Source organism: Haloparvum alkalitolerans (genome assembly GCF_055381565.1).
This window is the reverse complement of sequence record NZ_AP043938.1, coordinates 1,349,416-1,367,222: the sequence shown is the minus strand read 5'-3', so window position 1 is coordinate 1,367,222 and position 17,807 is coordinate 1,349,416. Positions and strand designations below refer to the sequence as shown.

Below are 17,807 nucleotides of genomic sequence, written 5' to 3'. Positions count from 1 at the left end.
TCACTACTCCGTGACCCATAGCCCGGCCGCCAGCACCGCGGCACCGACCTGCGAGGCCGCCAGCAGCGCGAACGCGACCCGGAAGCCGGCGGCGTCCGCGAGGGTGCCGACGACCGCGGGCGCGAACGCGCCGGCGCCCATCAGCAGGGTGCGGACCACGCCGAGCCCGCCGCCGGCCATCCAGTCGGGCAGGATCTCCACGAGGTGTGCACCACGGACCGGCCGGAAGCCGTGCGCGCCCAGTCCCAGCAGGACGACGACCGCGCCCAGCGCGACCGGGCCGGCGCCGACGGCCGGCAGGACGACCGCCGCCGCGAGCGCCGCGCCCGCCAGCGCCAGCGTCGCGACGATGACCGGGAGTCGACCCACGCGGTCGCTGAGGTCGCCGGAGACGAGTTGGACCAGACTCACGACGAACAGCGCCGAGTAGATCAGGTTCGCGGTCGCGGTCGACAGCCCGCCGGCGTCCGCGAGGTACAGCGGCAGGAACGCCACCGTCCCGTTGTAGGCGAACGAGAACAGCACCGTGACGCCGACGAACGCGGAGAACCGAGGGGCACGGAACAGGTCGACGTAGTCGCGGACGCCGGGCTCGTCCCGGTCCTCGTCGTCCGTCTCGACCGGCGATTCGTCCGCGTGCTCGTCCGTGGAGTCCGATCCCTCGGAGAGCCGGCGCGGCACGCGGATCCGGAACGCGGTCGCCAGTCCGAGCGCGACGACGCCGGCGATCAGGAACACGGCGCGCCAGTCGGCGCCCGGCAGCCGCGACAGCGCCGCCGCGAGCGCGGGCGGCGCGGACAGAAACAGCACGACGGCCGCGGGCGCGACCACGCCGCCGAACGCGCCGAACGTGTCGAGCGCGCCGAGCGCGCGTCCGGTCCGAGCGGGGTACACCCGCGAGAGCAGGCGAACGGCGACGGTCTTGTGCGCGCCGGTCCCCGCGCCCATCACGAGCATCGCGCCGACCAGAACCGCGAACGGCGAGTCGACGACGAGCACGAGCGCGCCCGCCCCCGCGAGCACGGCGCCCGCGACGACGACTCGCACCGCCCCCAACCGGTCCGCGAGGACGCCGCTGGGGAACTGCATCGCCGCGTAGACGATCATGAACCCGGTGAAGGCGGTCCCGACCGCGGCGTTGCTGACGCCGTAGCTCGCCTGCAGTGGCTCGAACAGCGGCGGGAACGCGTAGCGCAGGAACTTCGCGAGGAACCAGATCAGCGCCGTCACCACGAGCACGTCGTACTCGCGGAGGCGGCCGAACGCGGTCATCGTTCCCTCGGTCGCCGACGAGGGGGTTAAACCGTCCGACTCCGGCAGCCCGGCGGCACGCGGTCGGCGCGCTCGCCGGTACGTCGGGGACCTACCGCTCGTCGAGCGGGACGATCTCGGCGTCCTCGGGACCGGTGTAGCGGGCGCGCGGGCGGATCAGGCGGTTGTCCTCCTGGTACTCGAGCACGTGGGCGATCCAGCCGCCGGCCCGGGACATCGCGAAGATGGGGGTGTACATGTCCATCGGGATGCCGAGGTGGTCGTAGACGGAGCCGGAGTAGAAGTCGACGTTGGGCGCGATCCCCTTCTCGACGAGGCCCTCGTCGGTGAGGTACTCCTCGATGGCGGACGTGTAGTCGAGCCACTTCGTGTCGCCGGTCGACTCGGAGAGGTCGCGCAGTTTCTCCTCTAAGATCTCCGCGCGGGGGTCCTTCACCTCGTAGACGCGGTGGCCGAAGCCGGGGATGCGGCGGCCGTTCGCGCGGGCGTCCTTCGCCCACTCGACGGGGTCCTTCCCGGAGGCGTCGACCTCGTGGAGGGTCTCCATCACGTCCTGGTTGGCGCCGCCGTGGAGCGGGCCCGAGAGCGCGCCGATGCCGCCGACGACCGCGGAGTAGATGTCGGCCATCGTCGAACCGATCACCATCGCCGTGAACGTCGACGCGTTGAGCCCGTGGTCGGCGTGCAGCGTCAGCGCCATGTCGAACGTCTCCTCGGCCACCGCGTCCGGCTCGACGCCGGTGAGCATGTAGAGGAAGTTGCCGGCGTGGGACAGCTCCGGGTCCGGCGCGACCGGCTCCTCGCCCTGCCGCGCGCGCTCGAAGGCGGCGAGGATCGTGGGGATCTTCGCGGTGATCCGCCGGCCCTGCCGGAGCGAGTGGTTGAGGTCCTCCGGCTCGCCGTCCGGCTCGGGGTCGTAGCTGCCGAGCATCGACACCCCGGTCCGCAGCGCCGCCATCGGCTTGGCGTTCGCCTCCGCGAGGGTCGCGACCGTCTCCAGCACGTCGTCGTCGACCGCGCGCTCGCTCGCGAGGTCCGCCGCGAACGCGTCGAGCTCGTCCGCGGTCGGTAACTCGCCGTGCCACAGCAGATAGAGCACCTCCTCGTAGGTAGCCTCGCGGGCGAGATCCCCGATGTCGTAGCCGCGGTACACGAGTTTGCCGACGCTACCGTCGATGTAGCTCAGCTCGGACTCCGCGACGAGAACACCCTCCAAGCCCCGCTTCAGCTCGTCTGACATACCCGAACGGTTCCCGCCACCCTCAAAAAAGCGTTATCGTTTAGGAGGGTTTTCGTTCGACAGTCGTCGAACCGCAGGGCGACGTTGCACGGCGACGGCGGGTCACTCGGAGAATCCTTTTTCACGGCGGGGCGCCAAGGCGAACGGCGACCGGCCGGTCGATCCGGCCCTGATATCTTCGTGCCGACCGCGCGCCCATCACCCGCGCGCCGGGACGACGGTGATCCGCTGTTTGCGGTCGATGGCGTCCTCGAGCTCCTCGGCGATGGCGGAGCCGCGGGAGACCTGCACCTCGCCGCCGCGGCCGACGGTCGCGGTGAACAGGTACTCGTCGCCCGCGCGCACCTCGACGGTGTCGCCGACGTGTTCGTCCATCGGGATGACGACGTGCCGGGAAGTTATCTCCGGCTGGACCACCTGCTCGCGCTCCGCGCCGACCTGCCCGTTGCCGGTGCCCGCGGGACCGCCGGAGCCGGACGCGGCGCCGCCGCGACCGGGCTTTTCGTCGTGCGTGCGCACGTCGATGTCGATGCCGAGCCTGTTCTCGATGTCGGTGATCCGGCCGCCGCCCTTCCCGATGACGGAGGCGATGTCGTCCTCCTCGACGTAGACGACCGCGTCGTCGTTGCCCTGCAGTTCGACGTCGACGTGTCCGCGGGCGACCGACCGGATCTCGCGTTCGATCTCCTTTTTCGCGATGCGGCCGACGCCCGTCTCGGCGCTCCCCTCGCCGTCCTCGCCGAGCGGGACGGTGACGACCTGTCGGTTGAAGGTGTAGATCTCGTACTCCGGCCGGCCGGTCTCGAAGTTCGTCACCTGAATGACCGGGCGCGCGAGGTCCTCCGCGGTGAGCCCCTCGGGCACCTTCACCTCCGTCTCCACGTCGTAGACGGTCTCGACCTCTCCGGCCTCGATGTAGACGACGGTGTCGACGATCTGCGGGATCATCCCGAGCTCGACGCGGCCGACGAGCCGCTGGAGCGAGTCGATGGCCCGCGAGGCGTGGACGACGCCGACCATGCCGACGCCGGCCATCCGCATGTCCGCGAACACCTCGAAGTCGTCCGTCTTCCGGACCTCGTCGTAGATGGTGTAGTCCGGGCGGACCAGAAGCAGGGAGTCGGCCGTGTTGGCCATCTCGCCGCCGAGCGCGCCGTACTGGGTGATCTCCGGCCCGACCTGCAGGTCCCGGGGCTTCTCCATCGTCTTGACCGCGTAGTCGCTGTCGTTGAGGAACTCCGCGACCGCCTGCGCGAACGTCGACTTCCCGGCCCCGGGCGACCCCGAGATCAGGACGCCGCGTTTCGACTCCAGGAACCGCTCGCGGAGCTCGTCCGCGAACTCGTAGTCGTCGAGGACGGTCTTCGCGATGGGACGCACGGCCGTGATCTCGACGCCGTCCGAGAAGGGCGGCCGCGCGACCGCGATCCGGTAGTTGCGGTACTGGACGATGTCCATACCCTCGTCCGAGAGTTCGACGTAGCCGTCGTTGGACTGCCGCGCGAGGTTGACGATGGCGGTGGCCCACTCGCGCATCTGCTCGTCGCCGGTGGGCTCGTCGTCGATGACCTCGTAGCGCATCTCGCCGAGCGTGCCGCGTTTCGCCTTCGGCTTCGTGTCGGTCTTGAGGTGGACCGACATCGTCTCGTCGGTGAAGAACCGCTCGATGGGGAGCTCCTCGACCACGCCGCGGGTGACGGGTTCGAGGTAGTCGACCGCGAGCCCCTTCGCCTTCGCGACCTCCGCCTGCACCACGTCGCTGGTGAGCAGGGTGGCGTCGTGTTCGCCGGCCGCGTCGCGGATCACCGCGTCGATCTCGCCCTCGTCGGCGGCGTCCTGCCGGCCGGCTCCGGGGCGGACGCCGACGTACGTCAGGTCGATCCGTCCCTCGTCGGCCATCGTCGCGAGCCGCTGGAGCTCCGAGAGCCCGTCCCAGCCGGAGTCGCGGCCGTCGTTGGCCTGCGCCTCCAGTTCGCCGACGACGGCCTCGGGGACGACCACCGTCGCGCCCTCGTAGGTCCCGTCCTCGACGCGTTCGGACACGCGGCCGTCGACGACCGCACTGGTGTCCGGTACTACGTTCATACCGACGCTGGGGGCGCGTGCCGTATAAGGGTGTTCGACCGCCGGCCCCCCGGCGGGCTTATAAATTCCGGCGCGACCGTCCGTCTCGCAGCGGCGCTGTTGCGAGGGCGTGTGTCGCGAGGGCGCGCCGTCCTGCGGACGCGCCCTGAAAAATGGGAGTTCGAGGGGACCGCTCGCCGCTCAGGCGAACAGCTGTCGCGCCTCGTCGACCGCTTCGACGAGCGCGTCGATCTCCTCGGTCGTGTTGTAGACGTAGAACGACGCCCGCGCCGAGGAGTTCGCGCCCAGCTCGTCGTGAAGCGGCTGGGTGCAGTGGTCGCCCGCGCGGACGGCCACGCCGAAGTCGTTGAGGATGCTGGAGAGGTCGTGAGCGTGGACGCCGTCGAGGTTGAACGCCACCAGCCCGCCGCGCTCGTCGCCCGGGGGGCCGTAGATCGTCACGTCGTCGAACTCCGTCAGGCGGTCGTAGGCGTACTCGGCCAGCCGGTCCTCGTGGGCCTGCACGTTCTCCATGCCGATCCCCTCGAGGTAGTCGATGGCGGCCGCGAGCCCGATCCCCTGTGCGATGTTGGGCGTGCCCGCCTCGAACTTCCACGGGAGGTCCTCCCACGTCGCGTCCTCGAAGCTGACCCGGCGGATCATGTCGCCGCCGTAGAGGTACGGCTGCATCGAGTCGAGCAACGACTCGCGGCCGTAGAGGACGCCGATCCCCGTCGGACCGCACATCTTGTGGCCCGAGAAGGCGAGGAAGTCGACCCCGAGTTCGCCCACGTCGACCGGTCGGGTGGGGACCGATTGGGCGCCGTCCGCGAACAGGTACGCGTCGTGCTCGTGGGCCATCTCCGCCAGCTCACTGACGGGGTTTATCGTCCCGAGCGTGTTCGAGACGTGGACGACCGAGACCATCTTCGTCGAGTCGTCGATGCAGTCGGCGGCGTGGTCCATGTCGAGGGTTCCGTCCTCCTCGACCTCGATGAACCGCACGTCAGCGCCGGTGCGCTTGCCGATCTGCTGCCACGTCACGAGCGCGGAGTGGTGCTCCATCTGCGTGAGCACGACGCTGTCGCCCGGGCCGAGCTCCTCCAACCCCCAGGCGTACGCGACGAGGTTCATCGCCTCGGTCGTGTTCTTCGTGAAGACGATCTCCTCGCGTCCCTCGGCGCCGATGAACTCGGCGACGCGGTCGTGGGCCTCCTCGTAGGCGACGCTCGCCTCCTGGCTCAGCTGGTGGATCCCGCGGTGGACGTTCGCATTGTACTCGCGGTAGTAGTCCGCGATCGCGTCGATCACCTGGTTCGGCTTCTGCGTCGTCGCGCCGTTGTCGAGGTAGACGAGCGGCGTCTCGTCGCCCGGCCCCTCGCCGGGAACCGTCACGTCGCCGCCGACCTTCCGCTCCAGGATCGGGAAGTCGTCGCGGAGCGCGTCGACGTCGAAGGGGGACTGTTCTTGAACTCCCATTACCGAAAGGGACGGGTTGGAGGACTAACACCCCTTCGGTCGGCCGAGGGGCCCGACTGGAGCCCGCGGCGTCAGTCTCGGCTCCGGTAGCCCCTGATCTCCACGTACGTGCTCCGGACGGTCACCGGCGTCACGTCCGCCACGTCCGCGGCCTCCCGCTGGGTGACCGCCCCACCCGCGTCGACCTGCTGACCCGCGGTGTACAGACACGCCGCCGCGACGCCGCTGGGATCGCGCCCGCCCGCGGTCCCCTCCTCGACCGCTCGCCGCGCGAGCTCGCGGGCGCGCCGCTCGACCGCGGTCGAACAGCCGAGCTCCGAGGCGAACCGCGGGAGGTACTCCGCGGGGTCGGTCGGGCCGACCGGAAGCCCCAGTTCGCGGTTCATGGCGTCGAAGGCGGCGTCCTGTTCGCCGGCGGTCGCCTTCGCGGCCTCGCGCACCTCCGTGCGCGTCCGGGCGACGTTGGCCGCCCGGGCGGCGGCGTACACGGCGGCCGCCGAGAACCCCTCCAGCGAGCGCCCGCGAAGCAGGTTCGCGTCCTGCGCCGAGTCGAACAGCGCACACGCCTGGTCGCGGACGCTCTCGGGCAGCCCGAGTTCGCCGACCAGCCGCCGGATCTCCGTGTAGGAGTAGACGCGGTTCCGCTCCCGCTTCGAGCCGATCTTCGAGCGCTTGTGGTGCGTCCGCATCCGTGCGAGACGGCGCTTCTTCCGACCGGTGAGCCGCGTCGACCGGCCGATCTCCGTCGAGAGCCCGCGGTCGTGTCTGGCCCGCGTCCGCGGCGCGCCGGTCCGCTCGGGGCTGGTGTCGTCGTCCGCGAACGAGCGCCACTCGGGACCGTGGTCGATGCGGTCGGCCTCGACCACGAGCCCGCAGTCGCCGCAGACGCGTTCGGTGCCGTCGGTACGAACCTGACCGTCACACTCGGGGCAACCCGGCGAGCGCGACGGCGTGGAGCGTGTTCCACTCATACACGACAGGCTTGGCGCCGATTCCTTACTTAAACCCGGGACGGATCGGGGGTGATCGGCGCGGATCGTCCGGAACAACCGACCGGTGACCGTTCGGTTCCCTCCCCCGTGTTTTCTCTTTTCAGTTCGTGCAGAAAAGTTAAGTAGAAAGCCGCGTCAGTCGGTCGCGTGACGCTCTCGGAGATCGCGGCCGGCATCGAGGTGACGAGCGAGCAGCGCGACCGCGGCGCGGCGGTCGTCGACGACACGGACGTGCCGACGGTCGAGCGCTTCCGCGAGCACGCCGACGCGCTCCCCTGTACCCCCGAGGCGGTCGCGACGCTGGTCGACGCCTACACCGTCGGGTCGAGCGTGGGCGCGGCCGCACGCGAGGCGGGCGTGGCGCCGATGGTCGCCGCGAAGGCGCTCTACCGCTGCGGGCTCACGGGCGTCCGCCCCCTCGCGCCGAGCCGGCGCGGCGCCGTCCGCGACTGGCTCGACGGCGATCTCTCTCGCAGCGAGGCGGTCGCGCTCGCGGGCGGCGACGAAGCCGACTTCGCGCTCGCGACGTACGCCGAGACCCACGACCCGGTGCCGGAGCTCTCCGACGCCGTCGCGGCCGACCCCGTGGACCCGCTCGGCGACGGGCTGGGGGCGGGACTGGACGAGCGGCGCTGAGGCTCAGTTCCCGATCCGGTCCAGCAAGCCCTCGTCCTCGAAGCTCACCTCGAGCGACGCGTCGAACGCCGCCTCGAAGCCGGCCGCGACCGCCTCGCCGTAGGCCCCGTCGTCGGTTCCCGCGACCGGCGCGGCGGCGACCGTCGGGTCGGTCGCGGGCAGGGTCGCGTCCGCGCCGCGGTCAGTCGCCGCGGCTTCCCCGCCGTCACCGAACCGGTCGACAGCGAGCGTCGCGTCCAGTCCGCTCCCGACGTCGTCGAGCCGACCGCGGAGTCGCTGGAGCGCGTCGCGCCCGTGTCTGCTCGCCGGGCGTACGCCCGCGACTCGATCGGTTTCGGTGACGGCCGCGACCGCCTGATTGGCGGCGACGGGCGGCGTGTCGACGATCACGCGGTCGTGCTCGGCGGCGGCCGCGCCGATCCGGTCCGACAGCGCGCGGGCGGCCGCCGCGGTCTTGGCCCTCGCGACGCGCTCGAAGGGTGCGCGGGCGGGGACGAACGTGACGTTCCCGGGGAGCGCGTCGCCCGCGCCGTGGGCCGCGTCGGCGAGGGGGCGCTCCCGCTCGTCGGTCACGAGCGCCGTGAGGTCGGGGTCGATGCGGCCGGAGACGTACTCCGAGAGTCCCTGGGTCGCGTAGGCGGCGTCGAGCACGGCGACGTTCTCCCCCGTCCGCGCACCCATCGCCGCCAACTCGACCGCGGTCCGCGTCGTTCCCGCGCCGCCGGTCGCCCCGACGAGCGCGAGCGTCGTGCCGGTCATGGGCCTACTGGCGCGCTTTCGGGTTTAAATTCTTCGAGGAAGAGGTTGAATTTGTACCGAGATGGGGGTTACTCAGCGGTCGAGTTCGGCCACGATGTCGGCCGCGACCTCGTCGAGTTCCGCGTCGCTCAGGTCGGGGCGCTCGCCCGCGACCGCGTGGATCGGGGCGCCGCCGTCCCCCTCGAACCGCGGGACGATGTGCGCGTGGACGTGCGGGACTTCCTGACCGGCCGCCTCGCCGTCGTTGAGGCCGACGTTGGCGGCGTCCGCGTCCACGGCGGCTTGCACGCGCGGGGTGAGGTCCGCGACCGCGTCGAAGACGGCGCTCGCGAGGTCGGCCGGCAGGTCCCCGACGTGCCGGTGGTGCGCCTTGGGGATGACGAGCGTGTGGCCCGGTGCGAGGGGGTTCGCGTCCAGGAACGCCAGGACGTCGTCGGTCTCGTGGACGGTGCGCGCGGGGATGTCGCCCGCGACGATCGCACAGAAGATGCAGTCGTCGGCCATACGCGATGGGTCGACCCGGTTCGACAAGAAGCTTCGGCGGAATGCGGACGGTTCGGGATGCGGACGGTGCAGGATGCGGACGGTTCGGGACGCAGACGGTTCGGGACCAGACGGCTCCTCGCGGCGATTCACTCCTCCACGTCGACGAGCTTCATCAGCGGATAGCCGCCCTCCATCTCCATCCGCGTGCGCACGACGACGTCCTCGTAGACGACGCGCATCGTCACGTCCATCAGGGAGCCCGTGAGCTCCGTGTAGCCGTTCTCGTGGTCGATCGCCTCGCGCACGCGGTCGTCGTGGACCGTCACCTCGACCGACTCGCAGTACGGCTGGTTCTCGATGGCCTCCGCCATCGCGGTCTCGAGGCTCCGCGTCGACGCGGGGCTGACGGGCGTCCCCGCGAACTGGTGGTACAGCGAGCCGAACTTGATGCCCGCCTCGAAGCAGGCCTGCTGGGCGTCGGTGGACATGGCTCGGCGGTCGCCGCGCGGGCGCTTATAACGAGGTGGTGAGGGATCGGCCGCGTCCGCCGCGGTCGCCATCGCCGTTGCAACGATTCGACCGCTCACGGTCGTCTCGGCCACCGTGGTGGCGCGATCCGGACGATCGACGGGCCCGAGCGCTTAACCCGGGAAAAACGGCCGCAATCCGACTTCAGCGTCTCGACCCCTTATGGTTGGACCGGGGCAATACGGGCGTGTATGAGAACCAACTGGCTGCTCCCGCTGGTCGCGCTGGTCCTACTCGCGAGCGTCGCGGTCGCGCCGGCCGCCGCGCAACCGGGCGACCAAACGGACGAATGCATGAATGCCGACGAGGGGCCGGGCCCGAACGGACCGCCGGGGTTCGTGGCGGACCTCGTGCCGGACTTCCTCTCGGACCTGATCGGGTCGCTGCCGGTGCCGAACTTCGTGAAGGCACTGTTCGGGGCGCCGACCTGTTAGGCTGGCCGTCGGACGGCGTGAACGCGGTCCGCGAACACGTCAAAGCGCAAAAACCGAAGCCGGATTTCCCCGCTCAGTTCCCGGTCCACCGCAGCAGCGCGAGCGTCCCCTCGTAGAGGACGATCATCGTCAGCGTGACGATGATCGGGGCCATCCCGGTCGGGTCGGGGCTGAACAGGAACGCGATGCCGAGGAACACGCCCCAGAACACCAGCCGCTTCTGTTCGAGCCACCGGCGCGTGACGAGGTTCATCATGATCGCGAGCATGATGAACAGCGGGATCTGGAAGACGACGGCCATGAACGCCAGCATGACGACGATCAGGTTGAACGTCTCCGCGAGGCCGAACGCGATGACGGCCGCGCCCGTCGTGTAGGTCGTGAAGTAGCTGAAGATGGCGGGGAGCACGAGGAAGTGCGCGAACAGGATCCCGATGGATCCTAAGATCAGGCTCGTCGGCACCGCCGCGAGGTAGTAGCGCCGCTCCGTGCGGTAGAGCCCGGGGCGCATGAACCGGTACGTCTCGTAGACGAAGACGGGGAGCCCGACGACCACGCCCGCGAGCGCGGCCACCTTCAGCCGCGTTAAGACGAGTTCGAGGGGGCCGTAGAGCCGCGGCCGGTTCGCCATCGGCTCCGGGATGTGGAACTGCCAGAAGTACTCGATCAGGTCCGTCGCGGTCGGGAACGCGATCAGCGTCGCGATGCCGCCGAACAGGAAGACGATGCCGAGCCGCCGCATCATCTCCTCGATGTGGACCGCCAACGGCATCTCCTCGTCCGACTCGGGGCCCTCGAAGAGCTCCTCGTCCTCCTCGTCCCCCTCGTCGCTCATCCCGTAGGGGTCCTCGTCGAGGCCATCCGCGGTCGGCTCGGCCACGTCTGTCGAGTCGTTCGCGGCGTCCATCGATCCGTCGGCGTCCCCGTCGGCGTCGTCCTCCGTGTCGTCGCCCTCGTCCGAGCGCCTCGTGACCGCCTCCTCGCGGTCGAGCGGGGGAGCCACCGCGCGCGCCTCCTCCAGCTCGTCCTCGTCGGGCGCGTTCGGCTCCGGATCGGACGCTTCGTCGTCGGTCGCTTCGTCGTCGGTCGCTTCGTCGTCGGACGCTTCGTCGTCGGACGCTTCGTCGTCGCCTGACTCGTCCCTCGCGTCGTCCGCATCTGCGCCGTCGTCCGCATCTGCGCCGTCGTCCGCGTCAGCACCGCCGTCGCCGGACTCTTCGCCCGCGGTTGACGCGTCGCTATCGGGGTCCGTGACCGGGTCGGCCTCGGCCTCGGCGTCCGGCGCTCCCTCGCTCGGCGTCGTCTCGTCGGCGTCCGACGGCGCGTTCCCCTCGTCGCCGTCGGGATCCGAGTCCTCACCCATTCATCCGACATACGCCACCGGGCTATTATAGGCCTTTTTGGATAGCGCCGCCGGATCGCCCCCGACGGCGGGGGTTCGGGAGCGTCGGCGTTCGAAAAGGTTGATAACCGCGACGCGCTTCCGGCCCGGTATGGCGAGTGCCCTCGACGAGGACACCCAGCAGACCTTATCGGAGGGGCGCGACGCGGCCGCGACCGTGTTGCGCTCGGTCCAGAAGGACCTCCAGAAGGTGTTCATCGTCTTCCTGATCGGCTTCATGGGCACGTTCTACGCCCTCCGACTCTACGTCTGGGACACGCTGAAGGCCAACACCAAGTCCAACATGCCGCCGGACGTGGCCGCCGAGACCGAGATCATCGCCCAGACGCCCTTCGAGGTCATCCTGCTGCAGGCGAAGATCGGCCTGATCGTCGGCGGGATCGTCGCCGCGCCGGTGCTCATCTACTTCGCGCGCGACGAGCTCCGCGAGCGCGGCGCGTGGCCCCAGACGCCGGTCGCACGGTGGAAGCTCGCGCTGATCGGCCTGCTCGCGGTCGCCCTGTTCACGGGCGGCGTGGCCTACGGCTACTTCGTCTTCTTCCCGGTGATGTTCTCGTTCCTCGCGTCGTTCGGCCTCGACGCGGGGCTGAACCCCAGCTACTCCATCGTGATGTGGACGGAGTTCATCGTCTTCCTCTCGCTGTCGTTCGGGCTGGCGGGACAGATGCCGCTCCTCATCACCGGCCTCTCCTACGCCGAAATCGTCCCCTACGAGACGTTCCGCGACAAGTGGCGCCACGCGGTCGTCCTCATCTTCGTCTTCGGCGCCATGTTCTCGCCGCCGGACCCGTTCACGCAGATCATGTGGGCGGTGCCGCTGATCGCGCTGTACGGCTTCAGCCTCTACCTCGCGAAGGTCGTCGTCACCGCGAGGCGCTCCTCGGACCGCATCGACGTGCTCGGGTCGATGCGCCGCCACTGGAACGTCGTCGCGGGCGCGGCGGTGCTGGGCGGCGGCCTCGTCTACGCGTTCTACGAATACGGCGGCCGCGCGGCGGTCAACGACCTGCTCCGGTCGCTCGGGAGCACGCGGCGGTTCCTCGCGCCGGGCGAGGGGCTCGGCCTCGACCCCGCGACGGCGGCCGGTATCTACGCCGGCCTGTGGGCGCTGCTTTTCGTCGTCGTCGCGACGCTGGCGGTCGTCTACCGCGACCTGGACACCGTCGCACCGGGCGGCGAGTACGGCGACCCGACCGCCATCGACATCGGCGGGCTCGACGCCGGCGGCGTCCGCGCCGCGCCCGAGCAGGCGTTCGCGTCCCTCGCCGAGGAGGAGGCGCTCGCGCTCGCCAGCGAGGCGATGGACGACGACGACCCCGAGAAGGCGCAGGCGATCCTCGACCGCTTCGACGAGGCGACGCCGGACGAGGAGACGGACGAGGAGGCCGGCGCGGACGCCGAAGCGGGGACCGACGACGGCGGGGCGGCCGGCGAGTCCGCCGGCGCCGAGCCGGCTGCGGAGGTGAACGCCGTCGCCGAGGAGACGCCGGGCATCGCCGACGACGTGGGAGAGCGCGCCTCCCGGGCGAGCTCGACGTTCCTCGACGAGCTGACCGAGGAGGGCGCCGACGAGGACGACATCGGCGGCTACTACACCGACCTGAAGTTCATCTTCGACTCGTTGCGCTCGCGGTCGTTCCTCCTCGTGGCCTGGTTCCTGATCTGGATGGCCGGGACGTTCACCGCCCTGTATCTCGGCGGTCTCGGCCGCGTCCGCGAGGACTTCATCAGCCGCGTGCCCCCGGCGCTCGACACCTCCTCGTTCACGATCATCACGCTCCACCCGGTCGAGGCGCTGATCTTCCTCGTGAAGTTCTCGGTGCTCGCGGGCGCGTTGATGACGCTGCCGGTGTTGGCGTACTCCGCGTGGCCCGCCCTGCGCGACCGCGGGTTCGTCCGCGGCCGCCGGAACGTCATCTTCGGCTGGGCCGCGGCGCTCGCGGCCGGCCTGATCGGCGGATTCGTACTCGGCTACTCGTACATCGCTCCGACGATCATCAGCTACCTCGTGACGGACGCGCTGAACGCCAACATGGTGATCACCTACCGGATCAACGACTTCTTCTGGCTCATCGTGTTCACCACCATCGGCATCGGCCTGCTCGCGGACGTGCCCGTGCTGATGGTCCTTCTGAACTCCGTGGGGATCACCTACGGCGCGTTCCGCGGCCGCTGGCGCGAGGTGACCATCGCAATGTTGACCGTCGCCGCGATCTTCACGCCCGCGGACATCATCACGATGTTCCTCGTGACGGTGCCCCTGATGGCCGCTTACGGCATCGGGATCGCCGCCCTGTTCGTCGTGACGCTCGGCGGCCGGCGGAACCTCGCGCCGCCCTCGGCGATCATCGAGACCGGCCAGCGCGTCGAGAGCGAAGTGCAGGACCGGATGTAGGGCGCGGTGCCGGTCGGACGCGCCCCAGTTCGGTTCCGACGCCGCCGATCGGCACGGCGACGGTCGAACGGCTCCGTCGGCTCGCCGGGCTACTGGTCGGGTTCTCCGGCTGCACTCACTGGTTCGATAGTGGTCCCTCGACGGCCGCACCCGCCGCAACTGCACGGGGACCGCGGACTGGGCGTCCTGGGTGTCGCCGTCCCAGGAAGCGGGGGCGACGACCGAGACGGGCACCGGGCCGACACCGTCAGTCGTCGCGCTCGATCCGCACCTCGTCGCCGACCTCGATGCCGCGCTCGTCGGCGTAGCCGGCCCGCACTTCGAGCACGTACAGCCCCTCGCCTTCGTAGCGCGTGTACGGGGGTTCCTCGGGCTCGGCCCCGCGGTGGATCTCGGTCACCGCGCCGTCCGCACTCACGAACAGGATGTCGATGGCGAAGGCCATCTCGCGCATCACGTACGCGCGCTCGGCCGACTCGTCGTGGACGAACAGCATCCCCTCGTCGGGGTCCAGCGACTCGGTCGCAGAGAGGCCGACGTACTGCTTCACCGGGCCGTCCGCGACGCGGGCGTCGACCGTCGCGAGCGTCGCGCCCGAGTCGTCGTCGGTCACCGTCACGGTCGCCTCCTCGTAGCCGACGATCAGCAGCGCGGGGTTGGCCCACGCGACGACGACGAGGGCCGCGAACAGCAGGCCCGCGGCCGCGACGAGGTGGCGGCGGTTCACGGCCGCGACTCGGGGGGCGCGAGGGATAGCGGTTGCGCCGCAGGTGAAGACCGGTTCGCGGTCGGAGGGGCGAGAGCCGCCGCGGCCGCCGCCCGGATGGGAAACCGTTTTGAGCGCGGGAGCGTTTCGGAACGTTGCGGGCTTGTGGTCTAGCTGGTCATGACGCGGCCTTTACAAGGCTGAGGTCGGCGGTTCGAACCCGCCCAAGCCCACTTCCGTCGTTGACCGATCGGGGAGCCGTGGGTGCGGACGGCGGCCTCAGACGTCCGTTTCTCCCTCCCCGTTCTCCGCCCCGGCAATCGCCTCGTCGCTCCGGGTGATGCGCACGCGCTTGATCCGCGTGCCGGTCGCCTCGACCACCTCCAGCGTGGTCGCGCCGAGTTCGACGCGGTCGCCCGCCTCGGCGAGGCGGCCGAGGTGGGCGTGGATCAGCCCGCCGACGGTCTCGACCCCGCTCTCGGCGGGCAGGTCGGTGTCGAGCGTCTCGTTGACGTGCGCGACGGTCGCCCAGCCGCGGACGACCGCGACGCCGCCCTCGCCGACGCGGACCGCCTGCGTCTCCCCCCGCCCGACGATCTCGCCGACGACCTCCTCCAGAACGTCCTCCAGCGTCACCAGTCCGGTGACCGCTCCGAACTCGTCGACCGCGAGCATCAGCCCCGCGCCCGTCGCGCGGAACTCCGCGAGCAGCTCGTCCACGGGCTTCGTCTCCGGGACGAAGTGCGGCTCGTGGACGGCGGCCGACAGCTCGTCGCCGGCGTCCCGGGCGGCGATGGCGTCCCGGACGTCCACGACGCCCACCACGTCGTCGCGGTTCTCGCCGTAGACCGGGAGCCGGACGACCCCCTCTCGGACGGCCGCATCGACCGCCTCGGCCGGCGAGCTGGTCGCCGGGAGCGAAACCATGTCCGTCCGCGGGACCATGATCTCTCGGACGCGCGTCCGTTCGAGGTCGAGCACGCCGCGGATCATCGCCCCCTCGGCGGGGTCGAGGGCTCCGGCCTCCTGTCCGGAGACCACGAGCGTCTCGATCTCCTCGCGGGTGACGTACGACTCGATCTCGCCCTCGCCGCCCGTGAGTCGGTTCACGGCCGCGGTCGTCACCTCGAAGATGTAGAGTACGGGCCTGATGACGCGCTGGACGGCTCGGACGGGGCGGGCGACCCGGAGGGCGTGGCGCTCGGCGTTGGCGACCGCGTACGACTTCGGCGCGATCTCGCCGAAGACGATGACGAAGAAGCTCGTGACGACGGTCGACCCCGTCGCCGCCTGCGAGGCGGGGAGGTACTGGACGAGCACCGCGGTCGCGACCGAGGCCGCGGCGATGTTGGCGACGTTGTTGCTCACGAGCACGGTCACGAGGAAGCGGTGGGGGTCCCCCCGGAGCGCCGACAGCGCCGCCGCGCCCGGCACGTCCGACGCAACGACCGCGTCGAGGCGGTGTTTCGCAACGGAGAAGACCGCGAGTTCGCTGCTTGAGAAGAAGGCGCTGATCGCGGTCAACAACACGATGGCCGCGATCCCGATCAGGGTGACAGTGAGACTCATGCCCGTAGTTGCACGCCGTGCGACAAAAGGGACCATCCCGAACCGGCGATCGCGGTCGGGCCGAAACCGGATCGCCGGGCCGTCGATAGTGTAGTCACGAACGCGGTGTTTCCAGTCGAAGTGAAGGGAGACGATATGCACACACGCGGATCGAACCGCCCGGCAAAACGGCGCGATGAGGAAAGCGTTAACCCCGCGCCGCCGGTTGCTCGGAGTATGAAGGTACTCGTGACCGACCCCATCGCCGACCCGGGGTTGGACCGACTCCGCGAGGCGGGCTACGAGGTGGAGACCGACTACGAGGTCGAAGGTGACGCGTTGCTCGACGCGGTCGCCGACGCGAACGCGCTGATCGTCCGGTCCGGAACCGACGTCTCCCGCGAGGTGTTCGAGGCCGCGGAGGACCTCGTCATCGTCGGCCGCGCCGGCATCGGCGTGGACAACATCGACATCGAGGCGGCGACCGACCACGGCGTCATCGTCGCCAACGCGCCGGAGGGGAACGTCCGCGCGGCCGCCGAGCACACGGTCGCGATGACGTTCGCGGTCGCGCGCTCCATCCCGCAGGCGCACGGCCGCCTCGTCGACGGCGAGTGGGCGAAAGGGGAGTACCTCGGCACCGAGGTGAACAACAAGACGCTCGCGATCATCGGCCTCGGCCGCGTCGGCCAGCAGGTCGCGAAGCGCCTCGACTCGCTCGGGATGGATCTCGTCGTCTACGACCCCTACATCTCCGAGGAGCGCGCCGCGCGGCTCGGCGCCGAACTGGAGGAGGACCTCCACGCGGCGCTCGGCCGCGCCGACTTCGCAACGATCCACACCCCGCTGCTGCCCGAGACCGAGGGGATGATCGGCGAGGAGGAGCTCGCCCAGCTCGAGGGCGGCTACCTGATCAACTGCGCGCGCGGCGGCATCGTCGACGAGGACGCGCTCGCGGCGGCGGTCGACGACGGGACGCTCGCGGGCGCCGCGCTCGACTCCTTCGCGGAGGAGCCGCTCGACCCCGACTCGCCGCTGCTCGACGTGGACGAGGTCGTCGTCACGCCGCACCTCGGCGCCTCGACCGAGGCGGCCCAGGAGAACGTCGCCACCGACACCGCCGACGCCGTCATCGCCGCGTTCCGCGACGAGCCGGTGATCAACGCGCTGAACGCGCCCTCCGTCGACGAGACCGCCTTCCCGCGCATCAAGCCCTACATCGACGTGGCCGAGACCGCGGGGAAGGTCGCCGCACAGCTGCTCGACGGCCGCGTCTCCTCCATCGAGGTCACCTACGAGGGCGACATCGCCGAGGAGGACGTGGAACTCGTCACCGCCAGCGCGCTGAAGGGCGTCTTCGAGCCGCTGGAGTGGCAGGTCAACGCGGTCAACGCCCCCCAGCTCGCGGAGGACCGCGGCATCGAGGTGACGGAGTCGAAGACGCGCCAGACCGAGGACTTCCAGAGCCTCGTCCGCGTCGCGGTGAGCGCGAACGGCGAGACGCTCGCGGTCGAGGGGACGCTGTTCGCGGGCGAGGACCCGCGCATCGTCCGCATCGACGGCTTCCGCGTCGACGCGGTGCCGTACGGCCACATGCTCGTCGCGCGCAACGTCGACGAGCCGGGCGTCATCGGCCTCATCGGCACCGTCCTCGGCGACCACGGCGTGAACATCGCAGGGATGTACAACGCCCGCGAGGTCCACGGCGGCGAGGCGATCACCGTCTACAACCTCGACTCCGACGTGCCGGACGACGCGGTCGCCGACCTGCTCGCGGACGACCGGATCGTCGAGGTGACCGAGATCGTCCTCGACGAGCCGAACGGTCGCTCCGAGGAGTAGCGCGGACGTCTCTGCCGGCCCTGC

15 protein-coding genes and 1 tRNA gene are annotated in these 17,807 nt (G+C 70.6%); 5 read left to right on the top strand and 11 right to left on the bottom strand.

What is annotated here, in order from left to right; all coding sequences use genetic code 11:
* Positions 1-3: 3 nt before the first annotated feature.
* The 5 genes from ACZ432_RS09190 to ACZ432_RS09170 form a co-directional block, all read right to left on the bottom strand.
* Positions 4-1,272, bottom strand: a complete 1,269-nt coding sequence (locus ACZ432_RS09190) for an MFS transporter (protein ID WP_426962588.1) — start codon at positions 1,270-1,272, stop codon at positions 4-6.
* A 91-nt stretch (positions 1,273-1,363) separates the two neighbouring features.
* Complete coding sequence (gene citZ / locus ACZ432_RS09185; protein ID WP_426962589.1) at positions 1,364-2,512, bottom strand: citrate synthase; 1,149 nt, start codon at positions 2,510-2,512, stop codon at positions 1,364-1,366.
* A 198-nt stretch (positions 2,513-2,710) separates the two neighbouring features.
* Complete coding sequence (locus ACZ432_RS09180) at positions 2,711-4,597, bottom strand: PINc/VapC family ATPase (RefSeq protein WP_426962590.1); 1,887 nt, start codon at positions 4,595-4,597, stop codon at positions 2,711-2,713.
* Positions 4,598-4,777: 180 nt separating this feature from the next.
* A complete protein-coding gene (locus tag ACZ432_RS09175; protein WP_426962591.1) occupies positions 4,778-6,055 on the bottom strand; it encodes an aminotransferase class V-fold PLP-dependent enzyme in 1,278 nt (425 codons plus the stop codon).
* Between the two features lie 71 nt (positions 6,056-6,126).
* Positions 6,127-7,104 carry a transcription initiation factor IIB gene (locus ACZ432_RS09170; RefSeq protein WP_426962592.1) on the bottom strand — a complete coding sequence of 326 codons (978 nt, stop codon included), beginning with the start codon at positions 7,102-7,104 and terminating at the stop codon, positions 6,127-6,129.
* A gap of 90 nt (positions 7,105-7,194) precedes the next feature.
* Between ACZ432_RS09170 and ACZ432_RS09165 the strand changes: the two genes are divergently transcribed.
* Entirely contained in the window at positions 7,195-7,683 is a 489-nt protein-coding gene (locus ACZ432_RS09165; protein ID WP_426962593.1) for a DUF7858 family protein, read from the top strand.
* 3 nt (positions 7,684-7,686) lie between these two features.
* Here the strand turns inward: ACZ432_RS09165 and ACZ432_RS09160 are convergent, their stop codons facing one another.
* The 3 genes from ACZ432_RS09160 to ACZ432_RS09150 form a co-directional block, all read right to left on the bottom strand.
* Positions 7,687-8,442: an AAA family ATPase gene (locus ACZ432_RS09160; RefSeq protein ID WP_426962594.1), complete on the bottom strand. Its 756-nt coding sequence runs from the start codon at positions 8,440-8,442 to the stop codon at positions 7,687-7,689.
* A gap of 72 nt (positions 8,443-8,514) precedes the next feature.
* Positions 8,515-8,946, bottom strand: coding sequence for an HIT family protein (locus ACZ432_RS09155; protein ID WP_426962595.1), 432 nt, complete (start codon positions 8,944-8,946; stop codon positions 8,515-8,517).
* A gap of 128 nt (positions 8,947-9,074) precedes the next feature.
* Positions 9,075-9,416 carry a dihydroneopterin aldolase family protein gene (locus ACZ432_RS09150; protein ID WP_426962596.1) on the bottom strand — a complete coding sequence of 114 codons (342 nt, stop codon included), beginning with the start codon at positions 9,414-9,416 and terminating at the stop codon, positions 9,075-9,077.
* Between the two features lie 231 nt (positions 9,417-9,647).
* Between ACZ432_RS09150 and ACZ432_RS09145 the strand changes: the two genes are divergently transcribed.
* A complete protein-coding gene (locus ACZ432_RS09145) occupies positions 9,648-9,890 on the top strand; it encodes a histidine kinase (protein WP_426962597.1) in 243 nt (80 codons plus the stop codon).
* 73 nt (positions 9,891-9,963) lie between these two features.
* On the opposite strand, the gene tatC (ACZ432_RS09140) is transcribed toward ACZ432_RS09145, so the two are convergent.
* Positions 9,964-11,253, bottom strand: coding sequence for a twin-arginine translocase subunit TatC (gene tatC, locus ACZ432_RS09140; RefSeq protein ID WP_426962598.1), 1,290 nt, complete (start codon positions 11,251-11,253; stop codon positions 9,964-9,966).
* Positions 11,254-11,383: 130 nt separating this feature from the next.
* Here tatC (ACZ432_RS09140) and tatC (ACZ432_RS09135) point away from each other — a divergent pair, with 130 nt between their 5' ends.
* Positions 11,384-13,687 carry a twin-arginine translocase subunit TatC gene (gene tatC, locus ACZ432_RS09135; protein WP_426962599.1) on the top strand — a complete coding sequence of 768 codons (2,304 nt, stop codon included), beginning with the start codon at positions 11,384-11,386 and terminating at the stop codon, positions 13,685-13,687.
* 247 nt (positions 13,688-13,934) lie between these two features.
* Here the strand turns inward: tatC (ACZ432_RS09135) and ACZ432_RS09130 are convergent, their stop codons facing one another.
* On the bottom strand, positions 13,935-14,414 hold the full coding sequence (locus ACZ432_RS09130; RefSeq protein WP_426962600.1) for a DUF192 domain-containing protein: 480 nt from the start codon (positions 14,412-14,414) through the stop codon (positions 13,935-13,937).
* A 138-nt stretch (positions 14,415-14,552) separates the two neighbouring features.
* Between ACZ432_RS09130 and ACZ432_RS09125 the strand changes: the two genes are divergently transcribed.
* A tRNA-Val gene (locus ACZ432_RS09125) sits at positions 14,553-14,626 on the top strand.
* Between the two features lie 46 nt (positions 14,627-14,672).
* Here the strand turns inward: ACZ432_RS09125 and ACZ432_RS09120 are convergent.
* Positions 14,673-15,962, bottom strand: a complete 1,290-nt coding sequence (locus ACZ432_RS09120) for a hemolysin family protein (protein ID WP_426962601.1) — start codon at positions 15,960-15,962, stop codon at positions 14,673-14,675.
* Positions 15,963-16,178: 216 nt separating this feature from the next.
* Between ACZ432_RS09120 and serA the strand changes: the two genes are divergently transcribed.
* Complete coding sequence (gene serA, locus ACZ432_RS09115) at positions 16,179-17,783, top strand: phosphoglycerate dehydrogenase (RefSeq protein ID WP_426962602.1); 1,605 nt, start codon at positions 16,179-16,181, stop codon at positions 17,781-17,783.
* Positions 17,784-17,807 lie beyond the last annotated feature (24 nt).